13 protein-coding genes are annotated in these 21,159 nt (G+C 60.9%); 10 read left to right on the top strand and 3 right to left on the bottom strand.

The window, feature by feature from the left end:
• Positions 1 to 241: 241 nt before the first annotated feature.
• The 6 genes from JNB85_RS11045 to JNB85_RS11020 all read left to right on the top strand — a co-directional run bounded on the left by JNB85_RS11045 (position 242) and on the right by JNB85_RS11020 (position 8,650).
• On the top strand, positions 242 to 1,555 hold the full coding sequence (locus JNB85_RS11045; protein ID WP_220334409.1) for an efflux RND transporter periplasmic adaptor subunit: 1,314 nt from the start codon (positions 242 to 244) through the stop codon (positions 1,553 to 1,555).
• Positions 1,552 to 4,668, top strand: coding sequence for an efflux RND transporter permease subunit (locus tag JNB85_RS11040; protein ID WP_220334408.1), 3,117 nt, complete (start codon positions 1,552 to 1,554; stop codon positions 4,666 to 4,668). The genes JNB85_RS11045 and JNB85_RS11040 overlap by 4 nt, the downstream gene beginning before the upstream one ends.
• Before the next feature lie 362 nt (positions 4,669 to 5,030).
• Positions 5,031 to 5,921: a LysR family transcriptional regulator gene (locus tag JNB85_RS11035; protein ID WP_220334407.1), complete on the top strand. Its 891-nt coding sequence runs from the start codon at positions 5,031 to 5,033 to the stop codon at positions 5,919 to 5,921.
• Positions 5,922 to 6,066: 145 nt separating this feature from the next.
• Positions 6,067 to 7,362 carry an Hsp70 family protein gene (locus JNB85_RS11030; RefSeq protein ID WP_220334406.1) on the top strand — a complete coding sequence of 432 codons (1,296 nt, stop codon included), beginning with the start codon at positions 6,067 to 6,069 and terminating at the stop codon, positions 7,360 to 7,362.
• A 68-nt stretch (positions 7,363 to 7,430) separates the two neighbouring features.
• Positions 7,431 to 8,324 (top strand): uracil-DNA glycosylase, encoded by an 894-nt coding sequence (locus tag JNB85_RS11025; protein WP_220334405.1) that lies wholly within the window; start codon positions 7,431 to 7,433, stop codon positions 8,322 to 8,324.
• Between the two features lie 134 nt (positions 8,325 to 8,458).
• A complete protein-coding gene (locus JNB85_RS11020; RefSeq protein WP_220334404.1) occupies positions 8,459 to 8,650 on the top strand; it encodes a hypothetical protein in 192 nt (63 codons plus the stop codon).
• A 280-nt stretch (positions 8,651 to 8,930) separates the two neighbouring features.
• Here the strand turns inward: JNB85_RS11020 and JNB85_RS11015 are convergent, their stop codons facing one another.
• The gene (locus JNB85_RS11015; RefSeq protein WP_220334403.1) at positions 8,931 to 9,800 is read right to left on the bottom strand and encodes a hypothetical protein; all 870 of its coding nucleotides are present in this window, start codon (positions 9,798 to 9,800) and stop codon (positions 8,931 to 8,933) included.
• 241 nt (positions 9,801 to 10,041) lie between these two features.
• Complete coding sequence (locus JNB85_RS11010; RefSeq protein WP_220334402.1) at positions 10,042 to 10,980, bottom strand: DMT family transporter; 939 nt, start codon at positions 10,978 to 10,980, stop codon at positions 10,042 to 10,044.
• A gap of 436 nt (positions 10,981 to 11,416) precedes the next feature.
• Between JNB85_RS11010 and JNB85_RS31030 the strand changes: the two genes are divergently transcribed.
• From JNB85_RS31030 to JNB85_RS10995, 3 genes are all read left to right on the top strand, one after another.
• The gene (locus JNB85_RS31030) at positions 11,417 to 12,523 is read left to right on the top strand and encodes a methyl-accepting chemotaxis protein (RefSeq protein WP_220334401.1); all 1,107 of its coding nucleotides are present in this window, start codon (positions 11,417 to 11,419) and stop codon (positions 12,521 to 12,523) included.
• A 179-nt stretch (positions 12,524 to 12,702) separates the two neighbouring features.
• A complete protein-coding gene (pepN, locus tag JNB85_RS11000; protein WP_220334400.1) occupies positions 12,703 to 15,351 on the top strand; it encodes an aminopeptidase N in 2,649 nt (882 codons plus the stop codon).
• Positions 15,352 to 15,555: 204 nt separating this feature from the next.
• Positions 15,556 to 17,871 (top strand): PAS domain-containing sensor histidine kinase, encoded by a 2,316-nt coding sequence (locus JNB85_RS10995; protein ID WP_220334399.1) that lies wholly within the window; start codon positions 15,556 to 15,558, stop codon positions 17,869 to 17,871.
• 11 nt (positions 17,872 to 17,882) lie between these two features.
• Here JNB85_RS10995 and JNB85_RS10990 read toward each other — a convergent pair whose 3' ends face one another.
• Positions 17,883 to 20,840, bottom strand: a complete 2,958-nt coding sequence (locus JNB85_RS10990) for a bifunctional [glutamine synthetase] adenylyltransferase/[glutamine synthetase]-adenylyl-L-tyrosine phosphorylase (RefSeq protein ID WP_220334398.1) — start codon at positions 20,838 to 20,840, stop codon at positions 17,883 to 17,885.
• An 88-nt stretch (positions 20,841 to 20,928) separates the two neighbouring features.
• On the opposite strand from JNB85_RS10990, the gene JNB85_RS31100 reads away from it, so the two are divergent.
• Complete coding sequence (locus JNB85_RS31100) at positions 20,929 to 21,156, top strand: hypothetical protein (RefSeq protein WP_338050325.1); 228 nt, start codon at positions 20,929 to 20,931, stop codon at positions 21,154 to 21,156.
• Positions 21,157 to 21,159: the final 3 nt, after the last annotated feature.

The following is a 21,159-nucleotide window of genomic DNA, read 5'->3' as shown; positions in this document are numbered from 1 at the left end:
TCAAAAGTCGCTCGGCGATTCCAGCCTGCGCTTGGCAGGTCACCAGGTGGACGACGCTGCCTACCCAAATATATATTAGTATAGCTTGAATATTACAGGATGTTCATTACGAAAATTTAAGCCGTTATAACCGGTTAGTGATCACCGCCGGAGTGATTATGTCTTTTTTGCGCCGCAATATAGGCGGCTCAATCGGCGTCGAAAATCACGCAATCTGCCCAAGACAAGACCGGTCTCGCCCATGAAGACATTTTGGATCACCGTCAGCATTATAGCCGTGGCCGCAGTTGGCTTCTGGCAGTTCGGGGACAAAATTCCCTATGCGTCCGATATCCCGTATCTGTCACGGCTCATCGACAAGCCTGAGGGTGGGCAGCACAACGGCCATCAGCAGGCGCAGGCCGATCAGGCGCAGAGCGGCGGCGGGCAGCAGGGTAGCCCGCAACAGGGTGGCGGGCGCAGGCGCGGCGCGAACGGTCCGACCATGGTCAAGACCGTGGCAGCCGTGAAGGCCGCTCTGCCCATGGATGTGACGGCGACCGGCTGGGCCGATGCCGAGGACAATACGACGATTGCCGCGCAGGAACAGGGGCTCGTCGTCAGCATCGAAGCCGAAGACGGTGCGACGGTCAAGGAAGGCGATCTGATTGCCAAGCTGGACGACCGGACGGCCAAGGCCGCCGTCGACAAGGACAATGCGATGATCGTTCGCGATACGGCGACGCTCTCAGAATCCGAGACGGCGCTGACAAGGGCGCAGGACCTCTTCAACCAGAAGGCCGGCACCCAACAGAGCCTCGACCAGGCGAGAGCCGCCCGCGATACGGCCGCCGCGACGGTCGAGGCCGACAAGGCCACGCTCGCTTCGGACCAGGTCATCCTCGAACATACCGATATCCGCGCGCCCTTCGACGGCAGGCTCGGCGATATCGCCCTCAGCAAGGGCGCTTTCGTCAATGCCGGCACAGCCATCGTCACCATCGCCAAATACGATCCGATCTATGTGAAGTTCCATCTGCAGGAGCGCTACCTGCGGGTCCTGAAGAAGGCGCTGGCCTCCGGTCCGGTCGAGGTCAGCACGGCGCCCGATTCCACCAAGGGGCAAGTGCGCAAAGGCGAGATCAGCTTCTACGACAACACCGTCGACACCGCATCGGGCACGATCCTTGCCAAGGCCAAGTTCGAAAACGCCTCCGGCGCTCTGTGGCCCGGCCAGTCGATCAATATCGTCGTGCATTTCAACAATGACGAGCAGCAGGTGGTCGTGCCGACGGTTGCCGTCAGCCCCGGCCCCGACGGTTTCTTCGCCTTCGTGGCCAAGAACGGCAAATCGCATCTGACGCCTGTGACCGTCGCCCGTGCCAATGGCGGCTTCACGGCCATCGCATCCGGCCTTTCGGAGGGCGACCACGTGGTCGTCGAAGGCCAGGGCCAGCTCAACGACCAGCAGGCGGTCAGCGAGCAATTCGACGACAAGACACTTGATGTCGCTTCCGCCGACCAGCCTCAGCAGCAGCCGCAGGCTGAAACGATCGCCGTGAGGGCTGAGCAATGATCCCGAATTTCTGTATTCAGCGGCCAGTCGCAACGACGCTGCTTGCGATCGGCGTCGTTCTGGCGGGTCTTGCGGGCTACCGGCTCGTGCCGGTCGCGGCTCTGCCGCAGGTCGATTTTCCGACCATCAACGTTTCCGCGCAGCTGAGCGGCGCTTCGCCGCAGACGATGGCGACCTCGGTCGCGACACCGCTGATCAAGCAATTCGAGACGATCCCCGGTATCAGCGAGATCAGCGCGTCGAGTTCGCTCGGCAGCACCAGTATCGTGCTGCAATTCGACCTAAACCGCGATATCGATGCGGCCGCCGCCGACGTGCAGGCGGCCATTTCGCATGCGACGCGGCAGCTGCCCGACAACATGACGACGCCGCCGAGCTACCGCAAGACAAACCCGGCCGATGCGCCGATCATGCTGCTTTCGGTGCAGAGCAACACCATGCCGCGCAGCAAGCTCGACGAGATCGCCGAAGACATCATATCGCCGTCGCTGTCGACGCTTCCGGGCGTCGCCCAGGTCAGCGTCTTCGGTGCGCAGACCTATGCCGTGCGCGTCGAGGTCGACCCTAACAAGCTTTTGACCCGCGGCATCGGCATCGACACCGTCAACAAGGCGCTTGCGGCAGCCAACAGCCAGCAGCCGGTCGGTACGCTGCAGAACAGTTCGCAGGCCATGACGATCACGGCCAATACGCAGCGTACCAATGCCGAGCAGTTCCGTTCGCTGGTCATCGCCAATCCGAACGGCGCGCCGGTCCATCTCGGCGATATCGCCGATGTCCAGGACAGCGTCGAGAACCAGTATACGGGCAGCTGGTATGACGGCCAGCGCGGCATCATTCTTGCCATCCAGCGCCAGCCGGACGCGAACACCGTCGACGTCGTCGACGCGATCAACGCCAAGCTGCCGCAGCTTCACGCCGAAATCCCGCCCTCGGTCAACACGGTCATCATGAACGATGCCGCCAAGCCGATCCGCGATGCCATCGCCGACGTGAAGTTCACGCTGCTTCTGACGATCGGTCTCGTGGTTCTCGTCATCTACCTCTTCACCGGCCACGCGACCGCAACGATCATTCCGGGCCTTGCCGTTCCGCTGTCTCTGATCTCGACCTTCGGCATGATGTATGTGCTGGGCTACAGTATCGACAACATCTCGCTGCTGGGGCTGACGCTCGCGGTGGGCCTTGTGGTGGACGACGCGATCGTCATGCTGGAAAACATCCTGAGGCATGTCGAGGAAGGCATGCCGGTGCGGGAGGCGGCGATCAAGGGTGCCGGCGAAGTCAGCTACACCATCATCTCCATGTCGGTATCGCTGATCGCGGTCTTCATCCCGATCCTGTTGATGGGCGGTGTCGTCGGCCGGGTGTTCAACGAATTCGGCATGGTGGTGGCGATCGCCATCATCGCCTCGGCGATCGTCTCGCTGACGGTCACTCCGATGCTCGGCTCGCGCCTTTCCAGCAACCACAGCCGTCCGCCACTCCTCATCCGCATCTTCGATGCCGGTTTCGAGCGGACGCTGCGCGGTTACGACAACGCGGTCGGCTGGTGCCTTCGCCATCGCCCTTTCATCCTCGGAGTCTTCCTCGCGTCCGTCGCGCTGACCGTCTATTTCTTCATGACGCTGCCGACGAGCTTCTTCCCGCAGGAAGATATCGGGCGCCTGACGATCAGCACGCAGGCACGGCAGGATATTTCCTATTCGGCGATGGAGGCCCTGCAGCAGCAGGCCGCGGCCGTCGTCAAGGCGAACCCGGCCGTCAGCCACGTCATGTCGACCATCGGCGGCAACCCCAACAAGCCACAGAACAACGGCTCGATGTTCGTCGAACTGAAGGACAAGGATCAGCGCGCACCGCTTGACCAGACGCTGCGCGAGCTGCGCGCTGACATCAACAAGATCCCCGGCCTGCAGGCCTTCGTGACGCCGAACCAGAGCCTGCGCTTCGGCGGGCGCCAGACCGCCAGCCAGTATCAGCTGGTCATCCAGGCGCTGAACGCCGACCAGACCAACCTATGGGCCGGTAAGATCCAGCAGGCGATGCGCGCCGACCGCCTGTTCACGGATGTGACCTCGGATGCGCAGAACAACGCGCTGCAGGCCAGTATCGTCATCGACACCGAGCGGGCCGCCGCCTACGGGATCGACAACGACACGCTGCGCACGACGCTGCAGGAATCCTTCAGTGGCTTTGCAGCCGCGGAAATCCAGTCGACCGGCGACAGCTACGATGTCATCGTCGAATATGACACGAGCAAGCCGTGGGACGACCAGAAACTCTCTGAAATCCGCGTCGCCTCTTCCAATGGCAGCCTGGTGCCGCTGTCGAACTTCGCACATGTCGAGCGGACGGTCGGACCCGTCACCATCAACCAGACGGGCCAGCTCGTCTCGACCACTGTTTCCTTCAACCTGCCGGAAGGCGTATCGCTCAGCGACGCGACGGCGAGGATCGACCAGATCAAGAAGGACCTCGACATGCCGGCCGACGTCTTCACCTCCTATGGCGGTACGGCTGAGATCTTCCAGCAGTCGCAGGGCAATACGCCCTATCTGATCCTGGCGGCGGTGCTGACCATCTATGTCGTGCTCGGCGTGCTCTATGAAAGCTTCATCCACCCGCTGACCATCCTCTCCGGCCTGCCCGCGGCCGCCTTCGGAGCGCTGCTGGCGCTTAAGATCATGGGCTTCGATCTCTCGATCATCGCGCTCATCGGCCTCCTGATGCTGATCGGCATCGTCAAGAAGAACGCGATCATGATGATCGACGTGGCGGTCGAAACCATGCGCACGACCGGCGAGAAGGCGTCGGCGGCCATCCACGAAGCCTGCGTGCGGCGCTTCCGCCCGATCATGATGACGACCTTCTGCGCCCTGCTCGGCGCCCTGCCGATCGCGCTCGGCACGGGGGCGAGCTCGGAACTGCGCCAGCCGCTTGGCATCGCCGTCGTCGGCGGCCTAATCGTGTCGCAGCTTCTGACGCTGTTCATCACGCCCGTCATCTTCGTCGAGATGGACCGCTTCGGCAATTTCCTCCACCGCCTGCTCAGCCGCGAAAAGAAGGAAGAGCACGTGGCAGAGGAGCCGCAGGCCGTCGCTGCGGAGTGAAAAGACAGGAGAATGTCGCGGATGGAGAGAATGATCGGCATGTTTTGTGCAGCGGTGGTTAGTCTCGCCTGCGCTACGCTAGCCTGCTTCGCTGCGTTCTCAATCCTTATCCGGCTGCCCGTTTCCAATCCGCTCGTGTGGTGGAGTCTCGACAGCTATACGGGACTTGTCACTGTCTTTGGCTCTCTCTTCCTGTTCACATTTTGCGCCTTGATGAGCCTATATCGACGTGCTTTGCGGCGTTCAGGGTAGTCTTGACCAAACATGGCTTTTCGCCTTCAGTTCACAAGCCGCCTGCCAGCACCGTTAATGGTATGCACCTGCGGGAACGGGATAAGCCATAAATCAGATTAGGCCATTGCATGGTTCGACCCTATCTGCCGCTGAACTCGCTGCGCGCCTTCGAGGCAGCGGCGCGGCATCTTTCCTTTACCCGGGCGGCGATCGAACTCTGCGTCACACAGGCGGCCGTCAGCCATCAGGTGAAGCTTCTGGAGCAGCGGCTCGGGGTCAGCCTGTTCCGCCGCCTGCCGCGCGGGCTGATGATCACGGAAGAAGGGCTCGCCCTCTTACCGGCGCTGCAGGATTCCTTCGACCGAATGGCCGATATGCTGGAGCGGTTCGAGGGCGGGCATGTGCGCGAAGTGCTGAAACTCGGCGCCGTCGGCACGCTTGCCGTCGGCTGGCTCCTGCCGCGGCTTGCCGATTTCCGCGAACAATATCCTTTCATCGATCTCAGGCTTTCGACCAATAATAACCGCGTCGATATTGCCGCCGAGGGCCTCGACTATACGATCAAGTTCGGCAACGGTGCCTGGCACGACATAGAGGCGGAAGCCCTGTTCGAAGCGCCGCTCTCGGTGCTCTCTATCCCCTCGATCGCCCGCGAGCTCTCCTGCCCCGAAGATGTCGCCCATCAGACGCTGCTGCGTTCCTACCGCGCCGACGAATGGCCGAGCTGGTTCGAGACGGCAGGCGTCACGCCGCCGCCGATCCGCGGCATGGTCTTCGATTCCTCCGTGCTGATGATCGAGGCGGCGCTGCAGGGTGCGGGGGTGGCGCTGGCGCCACCTTTGATGTTTTCCCGCCAGCTTGCGGCGGGCGAGCTCGAGCAGCCCTTCCCGATCTCGATTTCCAAGGGGAGCTACTGGCTGATGCGGCTCAAATCCCGCTCCGTCACGCCTGCCATGGAGATGTTTCGCAAATGGATCGGCAGGATGGCCGAGGAGACTCGGGCGCAGCTCGGAAACTGACGAGAACGGGTTGCTTTCCGACCTCTCCTGTGCGATCACGCGCCTCTCACAACATGTCAGGGGCGCACCATAAGGCGCCCTTTCGTATTTCGGGGCACCTGCCCCGGTTCAATGATTTTCGACAGATCTGATAGGGAGCACGGCCATGGCACGGGCGCTCGGGCTTGACTTCGGCACGACCAATACTGTTCTGGCGCTGGCAGACGGCGGCGCAGACACGCATTCCATATCGCTGACCAGCAGCGCCGGCACGGCCGACAGCATGCGCACCGCGCTCTCCTTCATGAAGGATGCGCAGCTTGGCGCTTCGGCGCTGAAGGTCGAGGCCGGCCACGCGGCGATCCAGCAGTTTATCGACAATCCCGGCGACTGCCGCTTCCTGCAATCGATCAAGACCTTTGCGGCAAGCGCGCTCTTCCAGGGCACGATCATCTTCGGCAAGCGGCAAAGCTTCGAAGATCTGATGGAAATCTTCATCCGGCGCCTACGCCATTATGCCGGCGAGAACTGGCCTGCGGACGTTACCCGCATCATCGCCGGCCGCCCGGTGCATTTTGCCGGCGCCAATCCAGATCCGGTGCTGGCGGTGCAGCGCTACAACGAGGCGCTGACGCGCTTCGGCTTTCCGGAAATTCACTATGTCTATGAGCCGGTTGCGGCCGCTTTCTACTTCGCGCAGAACCTGAAGTCCGATGCGACCGTGTGCGTCGCCGATTTCGGCGGCGGTACGACGGACTATTCGCTGATCCGCTTCGAGACCAAGGCCGGCAAGCTGACGGCAACGCCGATCGGCCATTCGGGCGTCGGTGTTGCCGGCGATCATTTCGACGCGCGCATGATCGACAACATCGTTGCACCGCAGATTGGCAAAGGGAGTCATTTCAAGAGCTTCGACAAGATCCTTGAAGTCCCCTCCAATTACTACGCGAGCTTCAGCCGCTGGAACCAGCTGTCGATCTTCAAGACGTCGCGGGAATTCGAGGATCTGAAGAAGCTGGTGCGCACGGCGCTGGAACCGGAGAAACTGGAAATCTTCGTCGACCTGATCGACCACGACGAAGGTTATCCGCTCTATCAGGCGGTCTCGGCGACGAAAATGGCGCTTTCCTCTGCCGAAGAGGCTCCGTTCGATTTCACTCCGCTCGGGCGCGGCGGCCACCGCATGATCAAGCGGAGCGATTTCGAAAGCTGGATCGTCGACGACCTTGCCCGCATCGAAGGGGCGCTCGACGAGGTATTGGAAAAGACCAATACGGATGAGTCCGCCATCGACAAGGTATTCCTGACCGGCGGGACGTCGTTCGTGCCGGCCGTGCGGCGCATCTTTACCGAGCGCTTCGACAGGGACAAGATCGAGACCGGCGGCGAATTGCTGTCGATCGCCCATGGTCTGGCGCTGATCGGCGAACGCAGCGATATCGACCAATGGACTGTGCAATGACGGGCGAAAGGGCGCGGGCTGCTCTGCCCGCCCTTTCATTGCCGTTTTCGCTCCGCTAAAGTCGCACCATGATCTCCGCCAACGACTTGAGTCCGGCCGAACTTGCAGCACTTCTGCATTTCCATGCGGAAGCGGGTGTGGATTGGCTGCTGGAGGAAGAGCCGGTCGACCGTTTCGCCGAGTTCGAGATCATGAAGGCGGCACGCCGTGCGGCGGCTCCGGCCACGCAGCCGCACCCGGAACGGCAGCCTGCACCGGAACGGCAAATACCCACCCGCCCTGCACCACAGCAGCGCGCGGCCGCACCAGCTCCTGCCTCGCGGCCGCAACCGGCAATCCCCGACGGGGAAGCGGTGCAACAGGCACGGTTCGCAGCCGAGAGCGCCCGTTCGCTTGCGGAACTCAAGACGGCGCTCGAAGCCTTCAATGGCTGCAATCTGAAAAACAGCGCCCGCTCGACCATCTTCGCGAGCGGCGATCCGGCAAGCGGTATCATGGTGATCGGTCCGGCGCCGGGTGCGGACGACGAGCGCGAGGGCACGGCCTTTGCCGGCCGTCAGGGCCAGTTGCTGGACCGGATGCTGGCCTCGATCGGCCTCGACCGATCAGCCATTCTCCTGACGCAGATCATTCCCTGGCGTCCGCCGGGCAACCGCACGCCTTCGGCGGCCGAAACGGAGATCTGCCGTCCCTTCATCGAGCGGCAAATAGCGCTCGCCGAACCGCGGGCCATTCTGCTGCTCGGCAATTATACGGCCCGGTTCTTCTTCGGCGAAAATGACACGATCCACGGGCTTCGCGGCCGGTGGAAGGAGATCGCTGTCGCAGATCAGATCATTCCGGCCATCGCCAGCCTGCATCCGCAGGACCTGTTAACCGCGCCGGTCAATAAGCGGCTGGCGTGGAGCGATCTGCTGGCCTTTCAGGCTAGACTTAAAGAGCTGTCTCTGCTTACGAATTAGACAAGTTTAAAAATATTATGAATTTGTCCATGCAGTATACGCATGGCTGCATCCTGTAAGGGTGCATTGAAGAATCAATGCTGCACTGCAATATAGAAGACGTGTCTTGGGAGGAATGAACAGGAACCAAGGCCATGAGCAAGCGTTTTCGTCCTATACATTGCGGGTTTGAAACCCTGCGCCAAGCAAGCGATCAGGTTCGCGCCACCCAGGGCTACAGCCGTTTCGGCTTTGCCACAAACGAGCAGATGATCGCTCGTGGTACCGGCATCAGTAGCCGCACGTCGCGTCCAGCCGCGATTTTCGCCGATTTCCAGGAATATTGAAGATTCCCGAATGATGATCCGGCAGGCGGTTCGCCTGCCTTTTCGCATTTCAAAAAGTAACGACCGATGTCAACAATTCTGATTTCACTGCTGCGTCACCTCGACTCTTTCGAGCACATCCGAGCTGCCGTGTGCGCTGCGCACGAATATCGCCGCGAGCTTTGCGACACTTCGACCGAGATCGAGACTCCAGCTTCCGCCATCGCGCTCTGAGCCTATTTTCGCGCAGTTCCGGACGCAAAACCGCTGCACACTACTAAACACTTTTGCTGGAATTGCGTTAGGCGTCTGCGCTTTCGAGCTGCACCTTTGCCCATTCGAAGGCTTCGTCCACATAGGCGAACTTGATCGCCTGCCAGCCGACATATTCCGTCAGAAAATCGCGCGACATCCATAGCTGCGACTTCTTCTCGTCGTACCAGCCGACGCAGCCGCGCTGTGCTCCTTTGGCAAGCAGCCGCTGGAGATGTGTGCGCGACATCATGAAATCACCGGCAAGCGCGCGGGTTTCCACCTTGCCGATCGCCAGCCGTGACAGATCGGCTCCTTCGAGGTCAAGCCTGGACATGAAATGATCGATGACCATGCCGCCCGCTTCCGTCCAGAGGAACATCGCCACCTGCTCCGGCGGTTCGCGCCAGTTGCCATCCTCGAGGCAGTTATAAGCGACACGCGGCTGGATCTGGCGGAAAAGCAGGGGATTTTCCCGCAGGAATGCCGCTCGGTTTCCGCCATCGATGAGGTCAAGGGCCCCGAGGTTGGAGTGCAACCAGCCGAACATTGCCTGATGGCTGACTTCGGCCGGCTCGAAATGGCGCGGGCGGCGGCGTTCGTCACCAGGCGTGTGGGTAATGAAGCGGTAGGTGAAGAGCTCTTCGATGAAGGCCAGCACCGTGTTGCGGCTGGCAACCTTGTGCGCCGTGATCTTACCGGTCAACCGAACGGCAGTGAAGCCCGAGGTCGGGTCCTGTGGGTTATATTCCAGATGCAGCGCGTAGGCCGTCTGCGTCAGCAGCCAGCGTTGATGCGAGGCCAGCAGGCGCGCCAGCCGCGGCCCCGCATCGAACAAGCCGCGCATTTGGCCGGCCAGAAAACGAATGCTCACTACAAAGGAAGGGTTCTGCGCCAGTTGTTCTGCCGTGAACGCCATATGCTTTTCCTCACCCCGCTCGCAAGCCAGCGTTCGGAGCAGCGATACCGAAACTCCCCCGGCATCTATGGCCTATCGATTATGCATAGCTTTGAATAAATGAAAGTAATTCACTTTCATATTCATATTTTCGGGCGAAGCGATATCCTAAGATTTTACCAGTCCTACTGTTTTTTGACGATAGGCACCATAACTTTTCAATCACTGCGATATGAAATCGACCTATGATGGCTTCAGCCGCTCAGGATTGGGGTGCGCCGGCTTTTCGCGCTTGCCGGCGCTCGAGGCCAAGCTGATGCTCGCGATAGATGATGAAGATGCCGGCGGCGATGACGATGACGGTGCCGAACAGCATGGTGCTGCTCGGAATGTCGCCGAAAACGAAATAAGCGACGATACCGCCAAGCAGGATCGAACTGTATTCGAAAGGAGCGATGGTGGACACGTCCGCATGCCGGTAGCTCTCGGTCAAAAGAATCTGCGCCACACCGCCGCAAAAACCTGCTGCGATGAGGAAAAGAGCCGAGGGCCAGTCGAGGAGAAGCCAGCCGAAAGGGATGGTCGCCAGCGAGAAAACCGAAGCGGTAATCGAAAAGTAAAGCACGATCGTCGCCGTCTTCTCGTCCTCGACAAGGCGGCGAACCTGGATCATCGCCATGCCGCCGAGCACAGCCGATAGCAGCACGCAGAGTGCACCGACCGCCTGTTCGGCCGCCATGCCGCCTTCCCTGAACAGCGTGAGCTTCGGCCAGGAGATGATGGCGACACCGATGATGCCGAAGCAGACAGCACTCCAGCGGTAGACGCGCACCGTCTCGCCCAGGAAAACCGCTGCGAAAATGACGGCGATCAGTGGCGTGGCATAACCGAGCGCGATCGCTTCCGGGAGCGGCAGATGCAGAAGCCCGTAGAAGCCGAGCCCCATCGAGATGATGCCGAGCGTGCCGCGCTTCAGATGGCCGACGGGATTGGCCGTATAGAAGGCAGAGCGCAGCTGATGCCGGTAGCCGAGATAGGCCATGATCGGAAACAGCGCGAAGAAGGAGCGGCAGAAAGTCACCTGCCCCGGCGGGATATCCGACCCTGCCAGCTTGATGAATGTCTGCATGGCCAGGAAGACCACGACCGATGAGACTTTCAGCGCAATGCCTCTCATCGGGTTTCTGAGAACCGATTCCATGATCCAGGCTCTTATGCGGGTATACCGAGCGGGGGAGACGCGTTCGACTCGAACGCAGCGGACGATTTTTTCATCGTAACCGAAGAAATGCACCGGTGGGAAAAAATCTGCGCACACGAGCGCAGCGCGTCCACTCGGATGCTCTAACTTTTAGAATCGGCGCATCAGGCCTTCCGAAAATCGATTCTGATTTCGGGCGGGTGCTGCAAACAGCAAGTATTTACCTGCTTTTAATCTGCCGCTTTTCTGTGCAACTTCGTTTTTTGATGAAAAAACTTCTCATTTTACGCTTATTCACCCGAAAATGTTCGCACCTGCACCCATTGCGTTAACCAGTTGCAAACCATGCCGCCGCATCGTTCCGAGTTAATTAATCATACAAAAGAATCGCATTCGTGCCGCAGTCCGTCGCGTCAGTATTTTCAGGAACTTTTCAATGAAGCCGCTCAGCGCAGAGATCGTTTCCCAGTCGCAGAACGCAACGCCCCGTTCGATGCGTGTCGTCACCGATGGCATTAGCACGGATTTGGAGCGTTTCAGCACCGACAACACCAGCATCGTCAAACAGATCAAGCTGCTTGCCATCAACGCGCTGATCGAGGCGGCGCGTGCCGGCGAAACCGGCAAGGGCTTTGCCGTCGTCGCCAATGAAGTGCAGCGGCTGGCGCAGATCGCGACCGAAATCACCAGCAAATTCGAAAGCAACGTACTCGGGCGCATCGGGCTCAGCCGTGCGATGGCGGATTCGCTGGTGACCGAGATGGAAGGCGTGCGGCTGACCGATCTCGCGCAGACACTGGTTCAGCTTATCGTGCGCAACCTCTTCGAACGCACTGCCGACGTGCGCTGGTGGGCGACGGATCCGGCGCTCTGGCAGGCGTTGCAGGAGCCGGACAGGGAACGTGTCGCCTTCGCCGCCGAACGGCTCGGCACCATCAACCGCTTCTATACCGTCTATCTCGACCTCGTCATGACCGATCTCTCCGGCCGGGTGATCGCATCGGCCAACCCGAGGTTCCAGCGCAAGATATCGGGTGCATCGCTTGCCGGAGACCCCTGGTTCCGGGCAGCAGCAGGCTGCGCGTCCGGCGACGACTATATCGTCGACGAGGTGAAGCCGAGCCTTCTCCACGATCAGCGGCATGCGCTCGTCTACGCCACCGGCATCCGCGAAGGCGGCAAGGTCGACGGCAGGCTCATCGGCACGCTCGGCGTCTATTTCGATTGGCAGAACCAGGGTCAGGCCATCGTCGAGAAGGAGGCGAACCTGCCGCCGCAGCTTGCGGAAAAGACCACCGTCATGCTGCTCGACGGCGCGAGCCGGGTGATTGCCAGCACCAATCCAGCCATGCTGTTTGCCCATTTCGCGCTCGCCAATCAGACCAGCCAGTCGAAGGGCAGCTATTACGACAATAACGGCTCGATCGTCGCCTTCGCCCGTACGCTCGGCTACGAGGATTATGACGGGCTCGGCTGGTATGGCGTCGTGGTGCAGCAGACGGAAAGCGATGTTGCGATCAAGAACGCCCTCAATCTCAAATAGCAGTCTTGTTCTGCTGCATGCACGATAATTCGACCATAATAATTTGGCTGTGAACTTCGCGTTCACGGCCAATTTGCTTTAAGTTTAGTTCAGACTTTAATGTAATCATGGCCGCCAATTTCAGCAGAGCGCGCCCGCCTCTGTATTCGGCCATTGTCTAAAAAAGGTCTTCAGGCAACATGCGAACAGATACCGGTCAGGTCGTCAATCTGGCAGATTACCGCCCAACAGATTTCGTGCTGGAACGCGTCGACCTGACCTTCGAACTGGATCCGACGGAGACAAAGGTGGAAGCGCGGCTGATTTTCCATCGCCGCAAAGGCGCCGATCCCTCCGCTCCCCTCGTCCTCGACGGCGACGAACTCAATCTTTCCAGCCTTCTCTTCGACCAGAACGAGCTGGCGCCGGAACGCTACATGGTAACGGCCGAAAGCCTCACCATCCGCGGCCTGCCGGAAACGGCGCCTTTCGAAGTCACCGTCACCACGATCATCAATCCTGAAGCCAATACCCAGCTGATGGGCCTTTATCGCACCAGCGGCATCTATTGCACGCAATGCGAGGCCGAAGGCTTCCGCCGCATCACCTATTTTCCCGACCGGCCGGATGTACTGGCGCCCTATACGGTCAACATCATCGCCGACAAAGAGGCCAATCCGCTGCTCCTGTCGAACGGCAATTTCCTCGGCGGTGCCGGCTATGGTCCCGGCAAGCATTTCGCCGCCTGGTTCGACCCGCATCCGAAGCCGAGCTATCTCTTCGCGCTGGTCGCCGGCGATCTCGGCGTCGTCGAAGACACGTTCACCACGATGTCCGGCCGCGAGGTCGTGCTGAAGATTTATGTCGAGCATGGCAAGGAGCCGCGCGCGGCTTATGCGATGGACGCGCTGAAACGCTCGATGAAGTGGGATGAAGACGTGTTCGGGCGCGAATACGATCTCGATATCTTCATGATCGTCGCCGTCTCCGACTTCAACATGGGGGCCATGGAGAACAAGGGCCTCAACATCTTCAACGACAAATACGTGCTCGCCGATCCTGAAACGGCGACCGATGCCGATTACGCCAATATCGAGGCGATCATCGCGCATGAATATTTTCACAACTGGACCGGCAACCGCATCACCTGCCGCGACTGGTTCCAGCTCTGCCTCAAGGAAGGCCTGACGGTCTATCGCGACCACGAATTCTCGTCCGACCAGCGTTCGCGCCCGGTCAAGCGCATCGCCGAAGTTCGCCACCTGAAATCCGAGCAGTTCCCGGAAGACGGCGGCCCGCTCGCCCATCCGGTGCGCCCGACGAAATATCGCGAGATCAACAACTTCTATACGACGACGGTCTACGAGAAGGGCAGCGAAGTCACGCGCATGATCGCAACCCTGCTCGGCCGCGAGACCTTCAAGAAGGGCATGGACCTCTATTTCGATCGCCATGACGGACAGGCCGTCACGATCGAGGATTTCGTCAAATGCTTCGAGGATGCGAGCGGCCGCGACCTCGCGCAATTCTCGCTCTGGTACCATCAGGCAGGCACGCCGCTGGTGACCGCATCCGGCACCTATGATGCAGGCGCCAAGAGCTTCAGCCTGTCGCTGGAGCAGATGATCCCCGCAACGCCCGGCCAGCCGACCAAGGAGCCGATGCACATTCCACTGAGCCTCGCGCTTTTTGCCGAGGACGGTTCGAAGATCGAGCCTGCTACCGTCGACGGCGCCGAATTTGCCGGCGAGGTGCTGCATTTGACGGCGCGGACACAGACGGCCGTCTTCCATGGCGTTGCCTCGCGTCCTGTTGTTTCGATCAACCGCAGCTTCTCTGCGCCGATCAACCTGCATTTCGACCAGAGCCCGGCCGATCTGGCGCTGCTCGCCCGCTACGAGACGGATCATTTCGCCCGCTGGCAGGCATTGACCGATCTGGCACTGCCGAACCTCTTGAAGGCTGCGCGTGATGCCCGCGAGGGTGCAGCAATCGTCTGCGAGCAGACCTTCGTCGATACGTTGATTGCGGCTGCCGCCGATGAAAGCCTCGAGCCTGCCTTCCGCGCCCAGGCGCTGGCTTTGCCGAGCGAATCCGACATTGCCCGCGAGCTTGGCAGCAACATCGATCCCGACGCCGTGCATGCGGGCCGTCAGGCGATCATGAGACAGATCGCCGAAGCCGGCAAAGCCACCTTCGCGGCCCTCTACGACGCGATGATCACATCAGGCGAATTCAGTCCGGATGCCAAGAGCGCCGGCCGCCGTGCACTGCGCAACGCCGCCCTCACCTACCTTTCCTATGCCGAGGGCAACCCTTCCCGTGCCAAGGCTGCCTTTGACGGCGCCAACAATATGACCGATCTCAGCCATGCGCTGACGATCCTCGCTCATCGCTTCCCCGACAGCGCAGAGGCAAAGGCGGCGCTCGAAGCCTTCCGCAGCCGTTTCCAGGAAAACGCGCTCGTCGTCGACAAGTGGTTTGCGATCCAGGCCGGCGTTCCCGGACAGGGCGCAGTCGATCGCGTCAAGGCACTGATGGAAAACCCGCTCTTCAAGCGCACCAACCCGAACCGCATGCGCTCGCTGGTCGGCACCTTCGCCTTCGGCAATCCGACCGGCTTCGGCCGCGCGGATGGCGAAGGCTACCGTTTCCTGGCCAGCCAGATCCTCGACATCGACCAGCGCAACCCGCAGCTTGCCGCACGCCTGCTGACCTCAATGCGCTCCTGGCGCTCGCTGGAATCGGCCCGTGCAGATCACGCACGCTCGGCATTGCTCGAGATCGAACGGGCGGCGAACCTTTCGACCGATGTCCGCGATATCGTCGAGCGCACCCTCAAGGAGTGATTTGCCGCAAATGATTTGCCGCCTAGCTGTCCTGCGCTCTCCAGACAGCTAGGCCGGCCATCGGCAAATCCCTCTGAAATATAAGCAATCACAAATGGTTAATAAATTTTTACCAGCAGCTCTGGACAAGGCGAATCACGCATGATTCTCTGTGTGTAGTTCGAGCGAGCGGCGCGCGAATCACACGAGGGATCAGGTTCAGAGATGATGGACGTGCGGCGGGCAACCGCGGCCGAAGGACGGCTGCGTGTCGATTTTGGCGGGCTCAAAGCCTGGCGCGACAGCCTGTCCGGAAATGCTGCGAAAGCTCCTGAACCATTGCTGCGCCACCTGCCGACGGCAGAGCTTCTCCTGAAGCGCACGATCCCCGTTCTGATCGTTGCCTTCCTTGCCGTCGTGGCGGCCTCGCATTTCTTCGGCATGGTCAGCGAATACAGCCGCATGGAAGCCTCCGCGCGCCATGCGACGGCGCTCTCGGCTGCAACCGCGGCCGCCGTCTTTGCCGATGCGGCCGATCTCTTCGACGGCGGCAGCGCCGCGGAGGCGCAAGCGCGCCTTGCGAAATTCCTGCCGCAGGACCGGCTGGAAAACGGCGCATTCGTGCTGCTGGTGGAGGCGAGCGGCAAGGTATTTGCGGCAACGACGGCCGGCGCCGCCTATGTCGGCGCCGATGTCTCGGCCCTCTTCCCCGAGATATCAGCCATCCGCCGCTTCGGCGACCGCACCGATGTCATCGAAACCAGCATCGGCGGCGAATTACACTATGCCGAGATCTCGCTGATGGGCACGGCGGGCGGCTATATCGTTTCCGCCACGTCGCTGAAAGAGATCAACCGTCTCTGGCGCGAGGAACTCACCCTCAACGTCACGCTGTTTGCCGGCATTTCCTCCATCCTGCTCGTCATCCTCTACGCCTATTACATGCAGGTGAAGCGGGCGCGCGATGCCGACGATATCTTCCTGGAATCCAATCTCAGGGTCGAGACGGCGCTGTCGCGCGGCCGCTGCGGCCTCTGGGATTTCGACTTCCACAATCGCGAATTCTTCTGGTCGCGCTCGATGTACGATATGCTCGGACTTGTCGGCTCCGACAAGACGATGAGCTTTGCCGATGCGGCACGGCTCATGCACCCGGAGGATAACGGGTTGCACGAGATCGCGCGCGCCGTCGCCAAGGGCGATTCCGGCCAGGTCGATCAGATCTTCCGCATGCGTCATGCAGGCGGCCACTATGTCTGGATGCGCGCCCGCGCCCAGGTGATTCGCGGCCATTCCGGCCGCATGCACATGATCGGCATCGCCATGGACGTCACTGAGCAGCATCGGCTTGCTCAACGCTACGCTGAGGCCGACCAGCGTCTGGCCGATGCCATCGAGTGCACTTCGGAAGCCTTCGTGCTATGGGACAAGAACGACCGGCTCGTCATGTGCAACGCGCATTTCCAGCAGGCCTACGGCCTTCCCGACAGCGTGCTCGTGCCAGGCACCGAGCGTACGGTCGTCCATGCCGCAGCGGCACGCCCCGTGATCGAGCGGCGTATTGCCGATGCGGACGGCTCCGGCTATTCGCGCACGACGGAAGTGCAGCTTGCCGACGAACGCTGGCTGCAGATCAACGAGCGGCGCACCCGCGACGGCGGGCGCGTATCCGTCGGCACCGACATCACGCCCTTGAAGCGCCATCAGGAGCGGCTGCGCGATTCCGAGCGCCGGCTGATGGCGACGATCAATGATCTCTCCGCCTCCCGACAGACGCTGGAATTGCAGAAGGCCGAGCTTTCCACCGCCAATTCCAACTATCTCGCGGAGAAAGAGCGTGCGGAAGCGGCCAACAAGGCGAAGTCGGAATTCCTCGCCAACATGTCGCATGAGCTGCGCACGCCGCTCAACGCCATTCTCGGCTTCTCGGAGATCCTGCAGAACCAGATGTTCGGGCCGCTCGGCTCGGCCAAGTACAACGAATATGCCCGCGACATCCATGACAGCGGCAAGCATCTCCTCAACGTCATCAACGATATTCTTGACATGTCGAAGATCGAGGCAGGCCATATGCTGCTGTCGCGCGAGCGGATTGATCTCGTGCCGCTGATCGAGGAAAGCCTGCGCTTCACCGCCATTCCTGCAGCCGAAAAGAACATCGTCATCGAGCAGCGCATCTCCTCGGGCATGACGCTGATGGCCGATCGCCGCGCCATGAAGCAGGTGCTGCTGAACCTGCTCTCCAATGCCGTGAAGTTCACCAATGAAGGCGGGCGCATTGCGGTTCGCACCCGCCGTGTCGCCGATGGCGTCATGGTCACCATCGCCGATACCGGCATCGGTATCCCGCGCGCAGCACTCATCAAGATCGGCCAGCCTTTCGAGCAGGTGCAGAGCCAATATGCCAAGAGCAAGGGCGGCTCCGGCCTTGGTCTCGCCATCTCGCGCTCGCTGACCAATCTGCATGGCGGCAGCATGAAGATACGCTCCCGCGAATCTATCGGTACGGTGATCTCGCTGCGCATTCCCGATCACGGCTGACGCCGATAGGCTTAAGCCTTCACAACCGTCTGGAAGACCTTGCGGACGGCTTTGGAGAGTCTCTTCACTTCACCCTCCAAAGTCTTGATGTCAGGGCAGTCTCCAGCCCGGCAGACGAGCTCGGTCAGGCCGGCGGGCGCCTCCTTCGGATCGAACAGACCATCGATGCAAAGGCGGATCAGCTGCGAAAGCTCGGTATAGAGCGCGAAAGCTTCAAGGCAGGTATCGAGGTCGCCCGAACCCATCAGCTTCTCGCCGAGAGCCTTCAGGGCAGCACCTGTCGTGAGGCCGTTGATCTTGATTTCGACGCCCTTTTCCGGCGCGATCAGCGCAAGATACTGGGCGATGAATTCGATATCGACGACACCGCCCGGAACGAGCTTGAGGTCCCAAGCGTTATCAGGCGCCTTCTCTTTTTCGATCAGGTCGCGCATCTCGGCCACGTCATGGGCGACTTTGGCGATGTCCCGCCTTGTCCGGAGCACATCTGTGATGATGGCTTCCGCCTCGCCGATCAGGCTTTGATCGCCGCAGATCAGCCGGGCGCGCGACAGCGCCATGTGCTCCCAGGTCCAGGCCTCCTCGCGCTGGTATTTGCCGAAGGCATTGATGCGGGTTGCGACCGGCCCCTTGTTGCCGGAGGGACGAAGCCGCATGTCGACTTCATAAAGCACGCCTTCAGCCGTGGGGGCCGAGAGGGCTGCGATCAGGCGCTGGGTGATGCGGGTGAAGTACCGTGTCGCATCGAGCGGCTTTGCACCGTCGGATTCACCGGCGGTATCGTCGTAGTCATAGAGCAGGATGAGGTCGATATCGGAGCCCGCCGTCAGTTCGAAGCTGCCGAGCTTGCCCATGCCGGCAATCGCAATCCGTCCGCCGGGATAATTGCCGTGTGCGAGGCGGATCTCGTTCGTGACCGCGTCCAGAGCGGCTTCAATGATGAGATCGGCGAGATGGGTGAAGGCGCGGGCCGCCATGTCGCCGTTGATTGCGCCGGTCAGCAGGCGGATACCGATCAGGAAGCGCTGCTCGGACGTGAAGATACGCAGCCTGTCCAGTATCTCTTCATAGTGCCGCGCCTGCACCAGCGAGGCCTTCAGCCGCTCGCCAAGATAGTCACGCGTCGGCAGTTCCGCCATCAATCCGGGGTCGAGCATGCCGTCGAAGACATGCGGTCTGGCGGCGATGACTTCCGCGAGCTTCGGCGCCGAGGACATGATGTTGACGATGAGCGAGAGCAGCGCCGGGTTGCTGCCGAGCAGCGAGAAGAGCTGGATGCCCGACGGCAGGCCGGAAATGAAGCTATCGAAGCGCAGCAACGCCTCATCCGCCCGCTTGCTTTCGCCGAAGACGCGCAGAAGCTCCGGCGTCAGCTCCGTCAGGCGTTCGCGTGCCTCGACCGATTGGGTGGCACGGTAGCGGCCGTAATGCCAGGTGCGGATGATGCGGGAAATATCCGAAGGACGCTCGAAGCCGAGTTTCCTCAGCGTTTCCAGCGTATCGGGATCGTCGCCCTGGCCGGTAAAGACGAGATTACCTGTCCCGACGGAGAGTTTTGTTTCCTGTTCGAAGAGGTCTGCATAACGCCGCTCAACCGCCTTCAGCACCTCCACCAGGCGTTCGGAAAAACTCGGCGTATCATTGAAGCCCATCAAGAAGGCGATGCGCTTCAGTTCCGCGTCCGTCTCCGGAAGAAGATGGGTCTGCTCGTCGCGCACCATCTGAATGCGGTGCTCGACGTCGCGCAGGAACCAATAGGCTTCCGTGAGCTCATCGCGGGTTTCTGCGTCGATCCATTTTGCCCTGGTGAGTTCGCAGAGCGTCTCCTCCGTCACGCGGGAGCGAAGAGCCGGCATGCGGCCGCCGGCAATCAGTTGCTGCGTCTGCACGAAGAATTCGATCTCGCGGATGCCGCCGCGGCCGAGTTTGACGTTGTGGCCTTTCACGGCGATAGCGCCATGACCCTTGTGCGCGTGGATCTGCCGCTTGATGGAATGGATATCTGATATCGCCGCATAATCGAGATATTTGCGGAAGACGAAGGGAGCGAGGCCGCGCAGGAACTGCTCGCCGGCCGCGATATCGCCGGCAACCGCACGGGCCTTGATGAAGGCGGCCCGTTCCCAGTTCTGCCCCCTGCCCTCGTAATAGATCATGGCGGCATCGACGGGGATTGCGAGCGGCGTGGAGCCGGGATCGGGCCGCAGCCTGAGATCGGTGCGGAAGACATAACCATCCGCGGTGCGTTCCTGCAGGATCCGCACCAGCCGCCGCATCATGCGCGGAAAGATCTCGATCGCGTCATCGGGATCGGGCACGATGCCGGCCTCTTCGTCGAAGAAGACGACGAGGTCGATATCGGAGGAATAATTGAGTTCGGAAGCGCCTAGCTTGCCCATGCCGAGAACGATCAGGCCGGAGCCTTCGCTCGGTGCAGCGATATTTTTCAGCTTCAGCTTGCCGCTCTGGTGGGTAGACAGCAGCAGGTGATCGATGGCGGCCCTGACCGAGGCCTCGGCAAGTTCGCTGAGCCAGGCCGTCGTCGTCCGGCCATCAAAGATGCGGGAGAGATCGGCAAGGGCAATGAGGAAGGCCACCTTGCGCTTGATGATACGCAGCCTCGTCATCACCTGGCTTTCGCCCGGCGCGCTTCCGTCGCTGTCCGGCTTCCAGCAATCGCGCGCCTCAGAAATCAACGCCTCGATCTGCGGCTCCAGCGGATCGCTGATCGCGGAGGCAAGGATTGCCGGATCGAGATTGGCGATTTCGCGCAGATAGGGAGAGAGCGTCAGGACGGCGGCGATAAAGTCGCGGAGCGGCCCTTCGGCCCTCAGCATATCGGCGACGACAGGCTCGCTCTTGCCGATATCCTGCAGATCGGCAAGAGCCGATTTCAGCTCCGCCTGGCTCAGCGGCCGCAGCAGCCCTTCAGTGACATCCTTCAGGCCGTGGTTCGATTTCGTCAGCATTCGCTCTCCCTGCCATGCTGCAATGCGATTTTAAACTAGATCCTTTCTTGGTCAGATTGAAACATTCTGTTGGCTCAAACGGAGTCGGGTGGTCGACCGGCCGGCGCGCGTCGTAGCCCAGATCTACGGCCAAGCCGGCCGGTCGATCAGGCGGCCCGTTTCAGCCAACCCCGCTGGTTTGCTTGCAAACCAGCTAGGGCCGGGCATCTTTCCGCCAGGATCAGAAGCGATCGGCTCGGACGTACCTTGGGGTATGCCGTTCGCCAATCGCTTCTGCCCTGACGAAACCCTGCTCCGGCAGAATGCTTCAATCTGACCA

It is taken from the genome of Rhizobium mesosinicum (assembly GCF_019511345.1).
Classification (GTDB): Bacteria; Pseudomonadota; Alphaproteobacteria; order Rhizobiales; family Rhizobiaceae; genus Rhizobium; species Rhizobium mesosinicum.
Note: the sequence above shows the minus strand (reverse complement) of the source record. Positions and strands in the feature narration are given on the sequence as shown.

Bases quoted from the DNA above. Each gene is read 5' to 3' on its own strand.
- JNB85_RS11045 (WP_220334409.1), top strand. From the start codon at position 242: ATGAAGACATTTTGGATCACCGTCAGCATTATAGCCGTGGCCGCAGTT.
- JNB85_RS11030 (WP_220334406.1), top strand. From the start codon at position 6,067: ATGGCACGGGCGCTCGGGCTTGACTTCGGCACGACCAATACTGTTCTG.
- JNB85_RS11035 (WP_220334407.1), top strand. From the start codon at position 5,031: ATGGTTCGACCCTATCTGCCGCTGAACTCGCTGCGCGCCTTCGAGGCA.
- JNB85_RS11020 (WP_220334404.1), top strand. From the start codon at position 8,459: ATGAGCAAGCGTTTTCGTCCTATACATTGCGGGTTTGAAACCCTGCGC.
- pepN (WP_220334400.1), top strand. From the start codon at position 12,703: ATGCGAACAGATACCGGTCAGGTCGTCAATCTGGCAGATTACCGCCCA.
- JNB85_RS11015 (WP_220334403.1), bottom strand. From the start codon at position 9,800: ATGGCGTTCACGGCAGAACAACTGGCGCAGAACCCTTCCTTTGTAGTG.
- JNB85_RS10995 (WP_220334399.1), top strand. From the start codon at position 15,556: ATGATGGACGTGCGGCGGGCAACCGCGGCCGAAGGACGGCTGCGTGTC.
- JNB85_RS11010 (WP_220334402.1), bottom strand. From the start codon at position 10,980: ATGGAATCGGTTCTCAGAAACCCGATGAGAGGCATTGCGCTGAAAGTC.
- JNB85_RS11040 (WP_220334408.1), top strand. From the start codon at position 1,552: ATGATCCCGAATTTCTGTATTCAGCGGCCAGTCGCAACGACGCTGCTT.
- JNB85_RS10990 (WP_220334398.1), bottom strand. From the start codon at position 20,840: ATGCTGACGAAATCGAACCACGGCCTGAAGGATGTCACTGAAGGGCTG.
- JNB85_RS31030 (WP_220334401.1), top strand. From the start codon at position 11,417: ATGAAGCCGCTCAGCGCAGAGATCGTTTCCCAGTCGCAGAACGCAACG.
- JNB85_RS11025 (WP_220334405.1), top strand. From the start codon at position 7,431: ATGATCTCCGCCAACGACTTGAGTCCGGCCGAACTTGCAGCACTTCTG.